This window comes from Roseivivax isoporae LMG 25204, assembly GCF_000521865.1.
GTDB lineage: Bacteria > Pseudomonadota > Alphaproteobacteria > Rhodobacterales > Rhodobacteraceae > Roseivivax > Roseivivax isoporae.
In genome coordinates this window covers 1-14,677 of the sequence record NZ_JAME01000008.1, presented here as the reverse complement: position 1 = coordinate 14,677, position 14,677 = coordinate 1, and the positions used below count along the sequence as shown (strand labels likewise).

17 protein-coding genes and 1 tRNA gene are annotated in these 14,677 nt (G+C 70.3%); 14 read left to right on the top strand and 4 right to left on the bottom strand.

Annotated features, from left to right (window positions below; translation table 11 throughout):
* Window positions 1–142 precede the first annotated feature (142 nt).
* The 7 genes from RISW2_RS06685 to RISW2_RS06665 all read left to right on the top strand — a co-directional run bounded on the left by RISW2_RS06685 (window position 143) and on the right by RISW2_RS06665 (window position 4,633).
* Window positions 143–634: a DUF3280 domain-containing protein gene (locus RISW2_RS06685; protein ID WP_244437519.1), complete on the top strand. Its 492-nt coding sequence runs from the start codon at window positions 143–145 to the stop codon at window positions 632–634.
* Entirely contained in the window at window positions 631–1,176 is a 546-nt protein-coding gene (locus tag RISW2_RS06680) for an SRPBCC family protein (RefSeq protein ID WP_043768309.1), read from the top strand. Before RISW2_RS06685 ends, RISW2_RS06680 begins: the two co-directional genes overlap by 4 nt.
* Window positions 1,160–2,104: a YVTN family beta-propeller repeat protein gene (locus RISW2_RS06675; RefSeq protein WP_043768308.1), complete on the top strand. Its 945-nt coding sequence runs from the start codon at window positions 1,160–1,162 to the stop codon at window positions 2,102–2,104. Before RISW2_RS06680 ends, RISW2_RS06675 begins: the two co-directional genes overlap by 17 nt.
* Complete coding sequence (locus tag RISW2_RS06670; RefSeq protein WP_043768305.1) at window positions 2,101–2,919, top strand: quinoprotein dehydrogenase-associated SoxYZ-like carrier; 819 nt, start codon at window positions 2,101–2,103, stop codon at window positions 2,917–2,919. The genes RISW2_RS06675 and RISW2_RS06670 overlap by 4 nt, the downstream gene beginning before the upstream one ends.
* A 119-nt stretch (window positions 2,920–3,038) precedes the next feature.
* Window positions 3,039–3,179, top strand: a complete 141-nt coding sequence (locus RISW2_RS24495; RefSeq protein ID WP_156943790.1) for a hypothetical protein — start codon at window positions 3,039–3,041, stop codon at window positions 3,177–3,179.
* Complete coding sequence (gene hemP / locus RISW2_RS23920) at window positions 3,173–3,331, top strand: hemin uptake protein HemP (protein ID WP_084615279.1); 159 nt, start codon at window positions 3,173–3,175, stop codon at window positions 3,329–3,331. Before RISW2_RS24495 ends, hemP begins: the two co-directional genes overlap by 7 nt.
* Window positions 3,332–3,379: 48 nt before the next feature.
* Window positions 3,380–4,633, top strand: coding sequence for an imelysin family protein (locus RISW2_RS06665; protein WP_043768301.1), 1,254 nt, complete (start codon window positions 3,380–3,382; stop codon window positions 4,631–4,633).
* Window positions 4,634–4,684: 51 nt separating this feature from the next.
* On the opposite strand, the gene RISW2_RS06660 is transcribed toward RISW2_RS06665, so the two are convergent.
* Window positions 4,685–5,278, bottom strand: a complete 594-nt coding sequence (locus RISW2_RS06660) for an HD domain-containing protein (RefSeq protein WP_043768298.1) — start codon at window positions 5,276–5,278, stop codon at window positions 4,685–4,687.
* Window positions 5,279–5,420: 142 nt separating this feature from the next.
* Here RISW2_RS06660 and ahcY point away from each other — a divergent pair, with 142 nt between their 5' ends.
* The 3 genes from ahcY to RISW2_RS06645 all read left to right on the top strand — a co-directional run bounded on the left by ahcY (window position 5,421) and on the right by RISW2_RS06645 (window position 8,221).
* Window positions 5,421–6,809 (top strand): adenosylhomocysteinase, encoded by a 1,389-nt coding sequence (gene ahcY / locus RISW2_RS06655; RefSeq protein ID WP_043768295.1) that lies wholly within the window; start codon window positions 5,421–5,423, stop codon window positions 6,807–6,809.
* A gap of 148 nt (window positions 6,810–6,957) precedes the next feature.
* Window positions 6,958–7,725, top strand: coding sequence for a PRC-barrel domain-containing protein (locus RISW2_RS06650; RefSeq protein ID WP_043768293.1), 768 nt, complete (start codon window positions 6,958–6,960; stop codon window positions 7,723–7,725).
* Between the two features lie 154 nt (window positions 7,726–7,879).
* Window positions 7,880–8,221, top strand: coding sequence for a DUF2853 family protein (locus RISW2_RS06645; RefSeq protein WP_043768290.1), 342 nt, complete (start codon window positions 7,880–7,882; stop codon window positions 8,219–8,221).
* Between the two features lie 293 nt (window positions 8,222–8,514).
* On the opposite strand, the gene RISW2_RS06640 is transcribed toward RISW2_RS06645, so the two are convergent.
* Genes RISW2_RS06640 through tsaD form a run of 3 tightly spaced genes read right to left on the bottom strand, consistent with a single transcriptional unit; the run spans window position 8,515 to window position 10,305 of the window.
* Window positions 8,515–8,934 carry an EVE domain-containing protein gene (locus RISW2_RS06640; protein ID WP_043768288.1) on the bottom strand — a complete coding sequence of 140 codons (420 nt, stop codon included), beginning with the start codon at window positions 8,932–8,934 and terminating at the stop codon, window positions 8,515–8,517.
* Window positions 8,934–9,203 carry a YciI family protein gene (locus RISW2_RS06635; RefSeq protein WP_043768285.1) on the bottom strand — a complete coding sequence of 90 codons (270 nt, stop codon included), beginning with the start codon at window positions 9,201–9,203 and terminating at the stop codon, window positions 8,934–8,936. The genes RISW2_RS06640 and RISW2_RS06635 overlap by 1 nt, the downstream gene beginning before the upstream one ends.
* 25 nt (window positions 9,204–9,228) lie before the next feature.
* On the bottom strand, window positions 9,229–10,305 hold the full coding sequence (gene tsaD, locus RISW2_RS06630) for a tRNA (adenosine(37)-N6)-threonylcarbamoyltransferase complex transferase subunit TsaD (RefSeq protein ID WP_043768282.1): 1,077 nt from the start codon (window positions 10,303–10,305) through the stop codon (window positions 9,229–9,231).
* 115 nt (window positions 10,306–10,420) lie between these two features.
* Here tsaD and RISW2_RS06625 point away from each other — a divergent pair, with 115 nt between their 5' ends.
* The 4 genes from RISW2_RS06625 (at window position 10,421) to RISW2_RS06610 (ending at window position 14,563) form a co-directional block, all read left to right on the top strand.
* The gene (locus RISW2_RS06625) at window positions 10,421–11,152 is read left to right on the top strand and encodes a uroporphyrinogen-III synthase (protein ID WP_043768279.1); all 732 of its coding nucleotides are present in this window, start codon (window positions 10,421–10,423) and stop codon (window positions 11,150–11,152) included.
* A 68-nt stretch (window positions 11,153–11,220) separates the two neighbouring features.
* Entirely contained in the window at window positions 11,221–12,819 is a 1,599-nt protein-coding gene (locus RISW2_RS06620) for a COG4223 family protein (RefSeq protein ID WP_051491836.1), read from the top strand.
* A gap of 10 nt (window positions 12,820–12,829) precedes the next feature.
* Window positions 12,830–14,425, top strand: a complete 1,596-nt coding sequence (locus RISW2_RS06615) for a heme biosynthesis protein HemY (RefSeq protein WP_084615278.1) — start codon at window positions 12,830–12,832, stop codon at window positions 14,423–14,425.
* Between the two features lie 62 nt (window positions 14,426–14,487).
* Window positions 14,488–14,563: transfer RNA gene (locus RISW2_RS06610), tRNA-Thr, on the top strand.
* The last annotated feature ends 114 nt before the right edge of the window (window positions 14,564–14,677 follow it).

The window sequence follows — 14,677 nt, the reverse complement described above, 5'->3', positions numbered from 1 at the left end:
AGCCCGGTCGGCCCGGACCCCGGCGATACCCTGTTGCGGCGTTTTTTGGCAGGAAACCCATACCTTTGGATCAGTTGCCGCATCCCGGTGTTCGCTCGACCATGAAGGCATGCGCAGCCTTCTCGTGCCATTCTTATTTTCTATGACCGCCACACCTTTGGCGGCTCAGCAGGAATGGCCGGACCTCCCCGACAACGCGACGGTGGCCTTCTTCGGCATCACCTATCTCGACGAGTCGCTGCAGACGCAGGAGTTCGGCCGCGACCCCGACGAGGTCGCGCGCATCGCCATGCTCGAGGCGATGGTGCGGGACCGCTTCGCCGAGGAGGGGCTGACGCTCGTCGACACCGATCCCGTCCGCGAGCAGATCGAGCGGGTGGTGAACCCGGCCAAGTGCTATGGCTGCGACACCCGCGCGGCGGCGACGCTCGGCGCGGATTACAGCCTCGTGGGCGAGGTCCAGAAGGTGTCGAACCTGATCCTGTCCATGAACCTGCAGATGCGCGACGCCGAGACCGGCGAGATGGTCCGTGGCCGCGTCGTCGACATCCGCGCGAACACCGACGAGGCGTGGCAGCGCGGCATGCGCTACATCCTAAAGACAACATTCTTTCCGACGGAGGAGGACGGATGAGACGACGCTTGTTCATGGGCGCGGCGGCGCTGGCGGCGCTGCTGCCCGCCGCGGTGCTGGCACACGGGCCCACCCGGCAGAAGGTCACCGTGACCGCCGAGGTCGCGGCCGAGCCCGCCGAGGTCTGGGCGAAGATCGGCGATTTCCAGGACCTGACCTGGCATCCGGCGGTGCATTCGCAGACCGGCGAGGGCGGCAACGAGGTCGGCGCGACGCGTCTCCTCGTGCTGGGAGAGGACGGCGGCCCCACCATCGCCGAGGAACTCTACAAGTACGACGCCGACAAGATGACCTATTCCTACCGGATCACCGAGGTCGACGTCGCCGTGCTCCCGGTCACCAACTACTCGTCGCACCTGACGGTCCTGCCGCGGGACGGCGGCGGATCGACGGTCGAGTGGCGCGGCGCGTTCTACCGCGGGTATCCGAACAACGATCCGCCGGCCGAGCTGAACGACGAGGCGGCGATCGCCGCGGTCACCGGCGTCTACGAGGCCGGCATGCAGACGCTGGTCGAGGAATTCGGTGCGCCGGGGTCGTGACCTCCTGCTGCTGATCCCGTTTCTCGCGGTCACGCAGGCCGCGGGAGACACCGCCTATGTCACGAACCAGAACGGCGGGACGCTGAGCGTCGTCGACCTCGACTCGCGCGAGACCCTGGGCGAGGTGCCGCTGCCCGGCGAACCGGCCGGCATCGCGGTCACCCCCGACGCGCTCTTCACCGTGTCCGCGGGCTCGACAGCGGTCCGAAGGCTCGACCCGGTGACCTTCGCGACGGTCGCGGAGACCCTGCTCGACGGCGGCCCGACCGGCATCGCCGCCGATGCCGCGCGCGGCCGCGTCTTCGTCTCGGACTGGTACAACGCACGCATCTGGGTCCTGTCGGCCGCGGATCTGTCGCCCGTGACCGAGCTTGCCACCGGCGCCGCGCCCGCGGGGCTCGCCCTGTCTCCGGACGGGCGCTGGCTCGCCGCGGCGGTCCGGGACGGCGATGCCGTCGCCCTGTTCGACGCGGCGACGCTGGAGCCCCACGCGACCGCGACGGTGGGCACGCGGCCCTTCGGCCTCCGCTTCGCCCCGGACGGCAGGCTCTTCGTCGGCAATGTCGGCTCGAACGACGTCACGATCGTCGACCCCGTGTCGGCCGAGACGCGCGCCACCGTGCCGGTCGGCGACCGGCCCTACGGCGTGGCGTTCGCCGGGGGCCGCGCCTTCGTCACCAACCAATACGCGAACACGGTCAGCGTCATCGACCTCGACAGGCTCGAGGTCACCGCGACGCTCGACGTCGGCGAATATCCCGAAGGTGTTGACGCTACGTCAGACGGCGCCATGATCGTGGTGGCGAACTGGTTCGACAACAGCGTGAGCCTGATCGATGCCGCGACGCTCGACGTGTCCGGGGCGATCGCGGTCGGTGACGGACCGCGCGCCTTCGGCACATTCGTTCTGGGAGGAGGAACGGAATGACCCGGATACTTGCGACCCTCGCGCTGTGCGCGGCCCCGGTGCTGGCCGGCGCCGCCGACACGCCCACCACGTGGGACAGCATCGCGGGCAGCCTCTACGGCACGCGCCCGCTGCAGGACGGCACGTCGATGATCGCCATCGACGCGCCCTACCGGTCCGAAAACGATTCGCGCACGCAGATCGCCGCGCGGATCGCCGCGCCCGCGGGCCTGCGCATCGGCCGGGTGACGCTCGTCCTCGACGAGAACCCGATGCCCGTCTCGGCCGATTTCGCGCTGAACGACCCGCAGGAGAGGTTCTTCTTCGACGTGACCATGCGGGTGAACGGCCCGACCCCGGTGCACGTGGTGGCCGAGACGACGGACGGGCGGCTCTTCGTGGCCGAGACCTTCGTCAAGACGTCGGGCCAGGGCGCCTGCGCCGCGCCTCCCGGAACCGATCCCGATGCCGCGCTCGCGACGCTCGGCGAGATGATCCTGTCGGTGGCAGCGCCGGGGACGCAGGCCTCGGCCATGGACCGGCTCGCCACGCTCGGCGACCACCAGCGGCGGCTCGACGTGGACATCTCGCATCCCTCGCATTCGGGCATGCAGATGGACCAGATCTCGCTCCTCTTCATCCCGATGCGCTACGTGTCCGACGTGGCGATCGACCTCGACGGGCAGGATTATGTCGACATGACCGGGTCGATCTCGCTGTCCGAGAACCCGCGCGTCGCGCTGTCGGTGCCGGGCGCGGCGCAGATGGTGGACGTGACCATGACCGATACCGACGGGACCGTCAGCAGCGCGGCCCTTTCGCTTTCGGGATATTGAGGCGGAAAGCCCGACCGAAAGACTCGGATTGACATGTCCGAGCGTTATAGTCAGGATTTAAGCAGCCACCCCGGTGCCGCCGGGGAAGCCCGCCTCATTTCCGGACAAGGATCATGCACATGTCACGCAGACCATCCGATTGCGGGCCCCTGACGGAGCGGCCCGGATTCGTCACCGATGCCGAACCGTTCGGCGTGCTCGGCCTCGAGGCCCTTCTGGACCGCCTCGTGTGGCGCGCGGCAGGAGGTGCCCCATGCTGACCCGCAGCTTCGACACGAGCGGCGCGCAGGTGGTGCCCGAACACGACGCCGAGGTCCTGACCGCGGGCGGCCCGCTCGCGCACATCCGCTTGGGCGACCAGATCTACACGCTGCGGATCACGCGGGCCGGAAAGCTCATCCTGACGAAATAGGCGCGCGCGATCTCGCGCGCCGCACACGGACTTGAAGGGACAGGTTCCATGACACGCACGCTCACCGCGGTTGCCGCGATTCTCGCGGCGACGCCCGCGCTTGCCGACCGCGACGCGGTCCTCGCCACCTATGCCGACATCGCGGAGGCCGGGTATTCCGACAGCCTGACGCTGGCACAGGCCCTGCAGGAGGCCGTGGCCGCGCTGGTCGCGGAGCCCTCGGCGGCGACCATGGATGCCGCCCGCGCGGCATGGCTGGCCGCCCGGGTGCCCTACCAGCAGACCGAGGTGTTCCGTTTCGGCAATCCCATCGTCGACGACTGGGAAGGCAAGGTGAACGCCTGGCCGCTCGACGAGGGGCTCATCGACTACGTCGACGCGACCTATGGCGGCGCCACCGACGCGAACCGCTATGCCGCGCTGAACGTCGTCGCGTCCCCGTCCTTCACCCTGTCGGGCACGGAGGTCGACGCGGCCGAGATCACGCCCGCCCTGCTGAGCGAGACGCTGCACGAGGCGGACGGGGTCGAGGCGAACGTCGCCACCGGCTATCACGCGATCGAGTTCCTGCTCTGGGGACAGGACCTGAACGGCACCGATCCGGGCGCGGGCGAGCGCCCGTGGACCGACTATGCCGCGGGGGACGAGTGCACCAACGGCAATTGCGACCGGCGGGGCGCGTATCTCGCGGCGTCGACCGAGCTTCTGGTCAGCGACCTCGAATGGATGGCGGCGCAGTGGGGCCCGGACGGCGCGGCGCGCACGGCGCTGACCGACGATCCCGCCGCCGGGCTCTCGGCGATGCTGACAGGCATGGGGTCGCTGTCCTACGGGGAACAGGCGGGCGAGCGCATGAAGCTCGGCCTGATGCTGAACGACCCCGAGGAGGAGCACGACTGCTTCTCGGACAACACCCACAATTCGCATTTCTACGACGGGCTCGGCATCCACAACGTCTACAACGGGCGCTACGTGCGCATCGACGGCAGCATGGTCGAGGGCGAAAGCCTGTCGGATCTCGTGGCGGAAGCCGATCCCGAGGTCGACGCGGCCCTGTCCTCGGACCTCGACCGGTCGGTGCTGGCGCTCGCGCGGATCAAGACGGCGGCCGAGGCCGGCTTTGCCTACGACCAGATGCTGGCGCGCGGCAGCGACGCGGGCGAGGCCCTGATCATGGGCGCGGTCGACGCGCTGGTGGCACAGACCCGGTCGATCGAGCGGGCGGTGACGGCGCTCGGCCTCGACGGCGTGGGCTTCGAGGGGTCGGACAGCCTCGACAACCCGGACGCCGTGTTCCAGTGAACCGGCATCCTGCGCGGGCCGGCGCGTGTTCCCCGCCGCGCCCGTGCAGGTTCAGAGCGCGGCCATGAGCGCCGCGTGGCGCGACGTGAACTCGGCGCGCACCTCGACCGGCGGCCGCAGGCGGATCGACAGGCCTTCCATGACCGCCGGATCGGGACGCCCGAAGAAGCGATCCGCCTCGGCCTCGGAGAACCCCGCGATCGCCGTCGCCTCCATCCACGCGGACACGCGGTCGGCGCGCTTGATGCGCTGCTTGACCGTCTTGGGCAGGGCCGCGGGCAGACCGAAGCGCAGGCGGATCGCCGTGCCGAGCCGGTCGTCGAGCGCCCCGTAGGACGCCCCCACCGCCGCCTTCACCGGCGAGATCATGTCGCCGATCACGTATTCCGGCGCGTCGTGCAGGAGCGCCGCGAGCCGCCAGCGCACCGGCGCGCCGGGGCACATGCGGGCGTGCAGGTCCTCGACCAGCAGGGAATGCTCGGCCACGGAATAGGCGTAGTCGCCCCGCGTCTGGCCGTTCCAGCGCGCCACGAAGGCCAGGCCATGGGCGATGTCCTCGATCTCGATGTCGACGGGGGTCGGATCGAGCAGGTCGAGCCGCCGTCCCGAGAGCATGCGTTGCCAGGCGCGCGGCTGTTTCGCCATCCCGAAGCCGTCCGTTGACCAGAACTGGCGCTTTCCCTCGCACGACCGGAAGGCGGGTGCAACGCGCCCTGCCGCCACGTTGCCGGTTGCGCCCGGGGATGCTACGGCAGCGCCAAACACGCATTCTGCACCGGAGGGCCTCATGGCCAAGGATTACGTCGTCAAGGACATCGCGCTGGCCGGCTACGGCCGCAAGGAAATGGACATCGCCGAAACCGAGATGCCGGGCCTCATGGCCCTGCGCGAGGAATACGGCGCCGACAAGCCGCTGAGCGGCGCACGCATTGTCGGGTCGCTGCACATGACGATCCAGACCGCCGTGCTGATCGAGACGCTTGTCGCCCTGGGCGCCGACGTGCGCTGGGCCTCGTGCAACATCTTCTCGACCCAGGACCACGCGGCGGCGGCCATCGCCGAGAGCGGCACGCCGGTCTTCGCGATCAAGGGCCAGACGCTGGCCGAGCACTGGGACTACCTCGACCGCTCGTTCATGTTCGAGGACGGCCCGAACCTGATCCTCGACGACGGCGGCGACGCGACGCTCTACGTCCTGATGGGCGCGCGGGCCGAGGCGGGCGAGGACATCATTCCCGTCCCGCAATCCGAGGAGGAAGAGGTCATCAAGGCGCAGATCAAGAAGCGCATGGAGGCCTCGCCCGGCTGGTTCACCAAGGTCCGCGACCAGATCCGCGGTGTCAGCGAGGAGACGACCACCGGCGTCAACCGCCTGTACCAGCTGATGCGGGAGGGCCGCCTGCCCTTCCCTGCGATCAACGTGAACGACAGCGTCACCAAGTCGAAGTTCGACAACAAGTACGGCTGCAAGGAATCGCTCGTGGACGGCATCCGCCGCGCCACCGACGTGATGATGGCCGGCAAGGTGGCCGTGGTCTGCGGCTACGGCGACGTTGGCAAGGGCTCGGCCGCGTCGCTCGCGGGCGCGGGCGCGCGGGTCAAGGTGACCGAGGCCGACCCGATCTGCGCCCTGCAGGCGGCGATGGACGGCTTCGAGGTCGTGCTGCTCGAGGACGTGGTGTCGAGCGCCGACATCTTCATCACGACGACCGGCAACAAGGACGTCATCCGCATCGAGCACATGCGCGAGATGAAGGACATGGCGATCGTCGGCAACATCGGCCACTTCGACAACGAGATCCAGGTCGCGAGCCTCAAGAACCACAAGTGGACCAACATCAAGGACCAGGTGGACATGATCGAGATGCCGGGTGGCAACCGGATCATCCTTCTGTCCGAAGGCCGGCTGCTGAACCTCGGCAACGCCACCGGCCACCCCTCCTTCGTGATGTCGGCGTCCTTCACCAACCAGGTGCTGGCGCAGATGGAGCTCTGGACCAGGGGCGACGACTACGAGAACAAGGTCTACGTCCTGCCCAAGCATCTCGACGAGAAGGTGGCGCGCCTGCATCTCGGCCGGATCGGCGTGAAGCTCACCCAGCTGTCGCCCGAGCAGGCCGCGTATATCGGCGTGACCCCCGAGGGCCCGTTCAAACCCGAACATTATCGCTACTGAGGCCACCGCGGCGGGAACCCGCCGGAAAGCGACCTCCGACATGGCGGTTCGGCGCCGAACCAAGCGAAATCTGCCCCGGCGGGAAACTTCGCCGGGGTCGTGCCTGTTTGCCGGTCACAACATGCCAACGTGACCAAGGAGGCACGACATGAAACTCAAGGCTCTTCTGATGAGCGCCGCGACCGCAGCCCTGTTTGCTGGTGCGGCAACGGCGCAGGACACCGGCACTGGCAGCAACGACACGACCGGCGGCTCGACGATGGAACAGAGCCAGGATTCCGGCATGTCGAACGACACCGGGATGTCGAACGACACCGGCACCGCGACGGGTGACGGCATGGCGACCGGCGAGGCCGAGTTCACCTCGATCGAGGAGATGACGGTCGGCGACGTCGTGGGCCAGAACGTCTATGACCCCGAGGGCAGCAACATCGGCGAGATCGACTACGTGGTCGACCAGGGCAACGGCCCCGAAGCCGTGGTCGGCATCGGCGGCTTCCTCGGCCTCGGCGAATACACCGTGGCACTGCCCGTCAGCGATTTCGAGATGAGCCAGGATCCGCAGGGGTTCATGCTCAACACCGACAAGGAAACGCTGAAAGAGCAGCCCGAGTTCGACGAGAGCGCCGCAGAGGAGCTTCCGGAGGACACCATGATGGCCGACCTCATGCAGGACGGCGCGGCGTCGGGCACGCCCGCAGCGGGCGGCGCGGCCGGCTCAGCAACCGGTAGCGACGCCGGCACCTCTGGCATGAGCTCCGACACCGGTGCGGCCACGGGTGGCGACGCTGCGACCTCCGGCGGATCGGCTGCGGGCGGCGATGCCGGCATGAGCGACGATGCGGCATCGGACGACGCCGGCGACGCCGAGATGCCGGAAGGCGAGGCCGAAGACGGCGAGACGACCGGGAACTGATCCGGTCCCTCGTCAGAGGCAGGAGCGCGCCCCTCGGGGCGCGCTTTTTCTTTGTGAGCCGCGCCTCTCGCGGTATCCCTTGTGGCGCCGGTCGCTGCGGACGGGGATGGCCCGCCCGCGAGACCGGCAGGGAGGGAGCCGAGGGAGGACCCACATGAACAAGCGCGACGCCCTGATTGCCCGCTATGCCGAGGACCTGTCATCGAAGTGCGGGATGGAGCCCGACATGGATCTCCTGCGCAAGGTGACGATCGCCTGCGGGCCGTCGATCTACGACGCCGACGCCGCGACCATCGCCGGGTCGCAGCCGGGCGAGCTCGAGACGGTCAAGAAGAACTTCCTGATGCGCAAGCTGTGCCTGCCCGACGGGCCCGAGCTGATGGAGGCGATCCACTCGGTGATCGACACCTACGGACGGTCCGAGCGCAGCAAGTACCGCGCCGTCGTCTATTACATGCTGGTGAAGCATTTCGGGAAGGAAGGCATGTACGCCTGACCCCGGCCCGGCACCCGCTCAATTCGCGGGATTTCGTTGTGGCGCGACGGCCACACCTTGATTATAAGGGATATCGACCGACAGGATGGCGGTGAAGCGCAGGACGCGGCAGGCACGGATGATTCGTGATGCGGCGCCGACGGACCACGCCATTGCTGCCTCGGCGCATCCCGTCCCTGCCTTCGACCACGTCCGCGGAACCGGATGGCGTGTGGGAGCGTCGCGTCGGGTGGAAGAGGGGACTGCCCTCGCAGGCAGTCCCCGCCGATGCCGCCCGCGCAGCTGCGCGAGAGTCAGGGATCGATCCCGGCCATCCCGCAGACGATGCGCCATTCCTCCGGCGTCACCGGCTGCACGGACAGGCGGGAATTGTTCACCAGGACCATCCCGGACAGCCGTTCCTCGGCCTTGATCGCATCGAGCGTCACGGGCGTGCGCACGGGGTCGAGCGCGCGGATGTCCACGCATTCCCAGCGCTCGTCGTCGGTGGTCGAATCCGGGTGGGCCTCGGCGATCACCTCAACCGTGCCCACGACCGCCTTTTCCGACTGCGAATGGTAGAAGAACCCGCGATCGCCCACCTGCATCTCGCGCATGAAGTTCCGCGCCTGGTAGTTGCGCACGCCGTCCCATTCCTCGCCGTCCGCGCCCCGCTTCACCTGGTCGTCCCACGACCAGGTGGACGGTTCGGACTTGAACAGCCAGTAGCGCATCAGCCGATCACCTTCTTCCACTCGACGAGCTCGACGCCCGCGAAGAGCCCCGCCAGGGCGTAGGGATCGGCCTCCGCCCAGGCGCGGGCGGCATCCAGGTCGGCCACGTCGAGGATGACGAGCGATCCCGCCATCTCGCCGTTCTCGATGAGCGGCCCCGCCATGGCGACGACGCCGGTTTCCTCGATGTAGCGCAGGTGCGCGTCCCGGTTGGCCTTGCGGACCTCGAGTGCGCCCGGCTTGTCCCGGGCGATCAGTGCGACGAGCATGGTCTGTCCTCTCCTTGTTGCCTCTTCACGCCTTGGCCCCCTTGCGCCCCGCCCCGAGAAGCGGAGCGGCGGAGGTGTCGAGCGGCCAGCGCGGCCGGGCGGACAGGCGCATGTCGGCGCGGTGCCCCGCCGCCATCAGTTCCTGCCCCGCATAGGCGATCATTGCCGCGTTGTCGGTGCAGAGGGCGAGCGGCGGCGCGGTGAACCGCGTCCCGGCCGCCGCGCAGACAGCGCGCAGCGCCGCCCGGAGCGGCCCGTTCGCGGCGACGCCCCCGGCCACGGCAAAGGCCGGCTCGGCCGGGCTCTCGGCGGCGTAGAGGGCGAGCGCGCGGCGCGTCTTTTCCGCGAGGACGTCGCGCACCGCGCGCTGGAAGCCCGCGCAGAGGTCGCGCCGGTCCTGCGCCCTGAGCCCGCCCTGCGCGGCCACGAGCGTGTCGCGCGCGCGCATCATCGCGGTCTTGAGCCCCGAGAAAGACAGGTCGCAGCCCGGCCGGTCGAGCAGCGGGCGCGGAAACGCGAAGCGTTCGGGATCGCCCCCGTCCGCCTCGGCCTCGACCGAGGGGCCGCCGGGCTGCGGCAGGCCCAGCAGGCGTGCGGTCTTGTCGAACGCCTCGCCGGGCGCGTCATCGATGGTGCCGCCGAGGCGGGTGAACGCGTCCGGCCCGCGCACGATCAGGAACTGGCAGTGCCCGCCCGAGACGAGCAGCATGAGGTAGGGATAGGCCAGGCCGTCGGTCAGCCGCGGTGTCAGGGCGTGCCCTGCCAGGTGATTGACGCCGACGAGCGGCAGGCCCGACCCCGCCGCAATGCCCTTGGCCATCATCACGCCGGCGAGGACGCCGCCGATCAGCCCCGGGCCCGCCGTCACCGCGATGCCGTCCATGTCGGTCAGCCCGAGGCCTGCCCGCGCCAGAGCCTCGGTCACGGCGATGTCGAGCTTCTCGGCATGGGCGCGCGCGGCGATCTCGGGCACGACGCCGCCATAGGCCGCGTGGAGCGCGTTCTGGCCGAGGACCACCGAGGACAGCACGTCGCGGCCCGACACGACCGCGGCGGCGGTGTCGTCGCAACTGCTTTCGAGGCCGAGAAGCGTCAGGGTCATGCACGGGGTCCGTTGCGGGATGCCGGCGAAGGAGGTAGCACCGGCGGGTGATGCTCACAATGCCGGCGCCGCAGATGGACTCGAGACGCCGCCGCCCGCGCGGGCCGGACGGCTGATGCCGGTGCTGCTGCTGACGCGGCCCGAGGAGGCGTCGCTGCGGTTCCTGGCCGAGCTGTCGGACCTTGCGGGGCTCCCCGCGTTCCGCCCGGTCCTGTCGCCCCTTCTCGAGATCGCGGTGACGGGCCCACTGCCCGACATGAGCGATGCGCCGCTGCCGGTCTTCACCTCGGCGCAGGGCGTGTCGGCCTTCACCGCGCTTGGCGGCCGCGCCGGGGGCCCGTGCTACGCCGTGGGTGACGCGACGGCGCGCGCGGCCGGAAATGCCGGGTTCGCGCCGCGCTCGGCCGGGGGCGACGCGGCGGCGCTGGTCGCGCGGATCCTGGCCGACCGGCCGGACCGGCCGCTCCTGCACCTGCACGGAACCCATGTGCGGGGTGACGTCGCCGGCGCGCTGTCCGCGGCAGGCCTGCCCGCGCGCGCCGCCGCGATCTACGACCAGAGAGAACGCGCGCCCGCCGCCGAGGCCCGCGCGGCGCTCGACGGCAGCGTGCCGGTGGTGGCCCCGCTCTTCTCGCCCCGGACCGCCGCGGCGCTCGCCCGCGCCGCGCCGTTCCGGGCGCCGGTGCTGGTCGCCGCCATGAGCCCGGCGGTCGCCGAAGCGGTCCGACCGGCGCAGCCGGACGCGGTCACGATCTGCAAAGAACCGACAGGCCCTTGCCTGCGGGCCAAGGTGCACGACCTTCTGCTGAGGGCCGCGGCGCTTGAGGGCGGCAGGGGCGCACAGTAAGGTCGGCCAGGACGGTCCGGCGTGCGCGGGGCCGGAGGATTCGAAAAGTTCCGAAAGGGTGAGGGGCCGTGGCAAAGTCTGACAAGTCGAAGGAACGCGCCGAGGCGGATGAAACGCCGTCCGGCGCCGACGACACCACGGCCGGCACGACGGAGGCCGGCGAGCGTATCGAACCGGAGGCCGGCGCGTCCCCTGTCGACGCGGAGGGCGACAGCAGCGGCGATGCGCCCGGGCGCATCGACGATCCCCTGGGCGACGACACGACACCACGCGCGGGCGATCACAGCGTGAACCCGACGCCCGCGGACGATCCGCTCGCCGACCCCGACGCGACACCCGCGGCGGCATCGGCCGAAACCGCGTCGACGGACGAGGCCTCCACGAGCTACGGGCCGGACATGCCGGCGGATGCCGAAACCCCCGCCGCGGACAGCGCCGACGACCGGGACGTGCCGCCGCGGTCCGACCCGCAGACGCGCGCCTCGGCCGCCGCAGCGCCCGCGGTACAGGAGCGCGTGATCGAGCGCCGGGGCGGGTTCCTTCCCATGGTGCTCGGCGGCGTCGTCGCCGCCGCCGCGGGCTTCGGGCTGTCGCAGTATCTGGGGCCGAACGGCTGGCCCTTCTCGAACGACGGTGCCGCCTTCGAACAGGAGACGCGCGCCGCGCTCGAACAGACGCAGAGCGGCGTCGAGGCATTGTCGGGCCGCATCGAGGGCGTCGAGACAGGACTGTCCGGCATCGACCTCGGGTCGGTCGAGACGGCGATCGCGGACCTCACCGACCGCACCGCGGCGCTCGGCACCGACCTTGCAGGGCTTTCGGACCGGGTCGGCGCGCTGTCCTCGGACCTCGAGGCGCTGCGCGGCGACCTCGGATCGGTCGCGGACGGAACCGGCACCCTTGCCGAGCGTGTGACCGCGCTCGAGAAGGCGCCGATGGAAGGGGCCGTGTCTCCCGAAACCGTCGCCGCCTACGAGCGCGAGCTCGCCGCCCTGCAGGAAACACTCAGTTCGCAGCGCGACACGCTCGACCAGGCGGTCGCGGACCAGCGTGCCGCCATGGACGAGGCCTTCGCCGCCCAGCGCGAGGAGATCGCGACGCAGCGGCAGGATCTCGAGACCATGGTCGAGGCCGCGAACGCGTCGCAGGCCGAGGCCGAGCGTCAGGCGCAGCTCGCCACCCTGCGGGCCGCCGCCGCCGACCTGACGACCGCGGTGCGCACGGGCGAACCCTTCGCCGCCGCGCTCGAACCCCTGAGCGGCGCCGACGCTGTGTCGGTCCCCGAGGCGCTGAGCGCGGTCGCGGCCGAAGGCGTGGCGACCCAGGCCGAACTGGTGGACACCTATCCCGAGGCCGCGCGCGACGCGCTTGCCGCCGCGCGGGTCGCCGCGGGCGACGAGGCCGGCGGCAACCGGCTCGCCGGGTTCGTCGCGCGCCAGCTCGGCGCACGGTCCGTGACCCCGCGCGAGGGCGACGGCGCCGACGCGGTCCTCAGCCGGGCCGAGGCCGCGCTGCGCTCGGGCGACCTGCAGGGCACCCTGTCCGAGCTTTCGGCCCTGCCGCAGAGCGCGCAGGAGGCGATGGCCGGCTGGACCGCCCGCGCGCAGGCCCGGGCCGACGCGCTGGCCGCCGCGGACGACCTCGTCCGCGAACTGAACAATCAATAAGGGTCGGAACATGCTCTGGTCACTCATCAAGATTGTCCTCTTCGTCGCGATCGTCGCGGCGCTGACCCTTGGCGCGGGCTACCTGATGGACAGCACGGGCGGCGTCATGGTGACGGTCGCCGGCACCGAATACACTTTCGGGCCGCTGCAATCGGTGCTGGCGGCCATCGTTCTGGTGGTGGTGCTCTACGTCGTCTTCAAGCTCGCCTCGCTTCTCGTGGCGATCCTGCGCTTCATCAACGGGGACGACACGGCGCTGTCGCGCTATTTCGACCGCAACCGCGAGCGCAAGGGCTATGAGGCGCTGGCCGACGGGCTGACCGCGCTCTCGGCGGGCGAGGGACGGCTCGCCATGGCCAAGGCGCAGAAGGCCGAGCGCTACCTGCACCGGCCGGAGCTCACCGACCTCATCACCGCGCAGGCGGCAGAGATGCAGGGCGACCGCCGCAAGGCCGAGGAGACGTACAAGCGCCTGCTCAAGCACGACAAGACGCGCTTCGTCGGCATCCGCGGGATCATGCACCAGCGGCTGGCCGAGGGCGACACCGACACGGCACTGCAGCTGGCCGAGCGTGCCTTTGCGCTGAAGCCCAAGCACGAGGAGGTGCAGGACGTCCTGCTGCGCCTGCAGGCCGGGCATCACGACTGGAAGGGGGCGCGCAACACGCTGAACGCCAAGCTGCGCCACGGCGCCCTGCCCCGCGACGTGCACCGGCGCCGCGACGCCGTTCTCGCCTTGTCCGAGGCGAAGGACGTGCTCGACACCGGAAAGTCGATGGAGGCGCGCGAGGCCGCCATCGCCGCCAACAAGTCGTCCCCCGACCTGATCCCGGCCGCCGCCATGGCCGCGCGCGCACTGATCGCCGACGGGGAAAAGAAGAAGGCCGCGCGCATCCTGCGCAAGGCCTGGGAGGCGCGCCCGCATCCCGACCTCGCCGCGGCCTTCGCCGAGATCGAGCCCGACGAGACGCCGGCCGTGCGCCTGCGCCGCTTCGGCCAGCTGACCTCGATCAACCCCTCGCACCGCGAGACGCGGCTTCTCGACGCCGAACTGCACCTCGCGGCCGAGGATTTTCCCGGGGCGCGCCGCGCCATGGGCGACCTCGCGGAAAAGGAACCGGACGCGCGCGTCCTGTCGATCATGGCCGCCATCGAGCGCGGCGAGGGTGCACCCGACAAGGTGGTGCGCGGCTGGCTTGCCCGGGCCCTGACGGCACCGCGCGGCCCGGCATGGGTCTGCGACAACTGCAACACGATCCACGCCGACTGGGTGCCCATCTGCAGCAATTGCGAGGCCTTCGACTCGCTGAGCTGGAAGACCCCGCCGCAATCCGAGGGCAGCGCGCCCGTGGGTGCCGAGATGCTGCCGCTGCTGGTCGGCGGTCCCGAGGAGGAGGAGAAGGCGCCCGAGCCCGTCGACGTCTCGCCGCCTGCCGCGACCCCTGAGATGGCCGGGACGCCATCCGAGACGCCCACGGCGGAGGAGGATCCGGCCCCCGCGCCCGAGGCTCCCCCGGCACCCGTGCGCCCGGTCCCGACGGGTCCCAACGAGGAGATCCTCAAGACCATCGCGACGCCCTCCTCGGAGCGTCAGAAATCGGGCTGATGGGGAAAAAATGACCCTTTCCCTCGCGGTGCGGCGGTGCTATCAGCCGCCTCACTCCAAGGGCCGGTGTAGCTCAGCTGGTAGAGCACGTCATTCGTAATGATGGGGTCGGGGGTTCGAGTCCCTTCACCGGCACCAGTTTCCCCTAGAGGGATCAAAGAGTTAAAGGCCGCTCGCTGGAGCGGCCTTTGTCGTCTACGTGAGGCGGGGCAGCACCGGGGCAGCATGCCTGACCTGCTCCCCTGAAAAGTC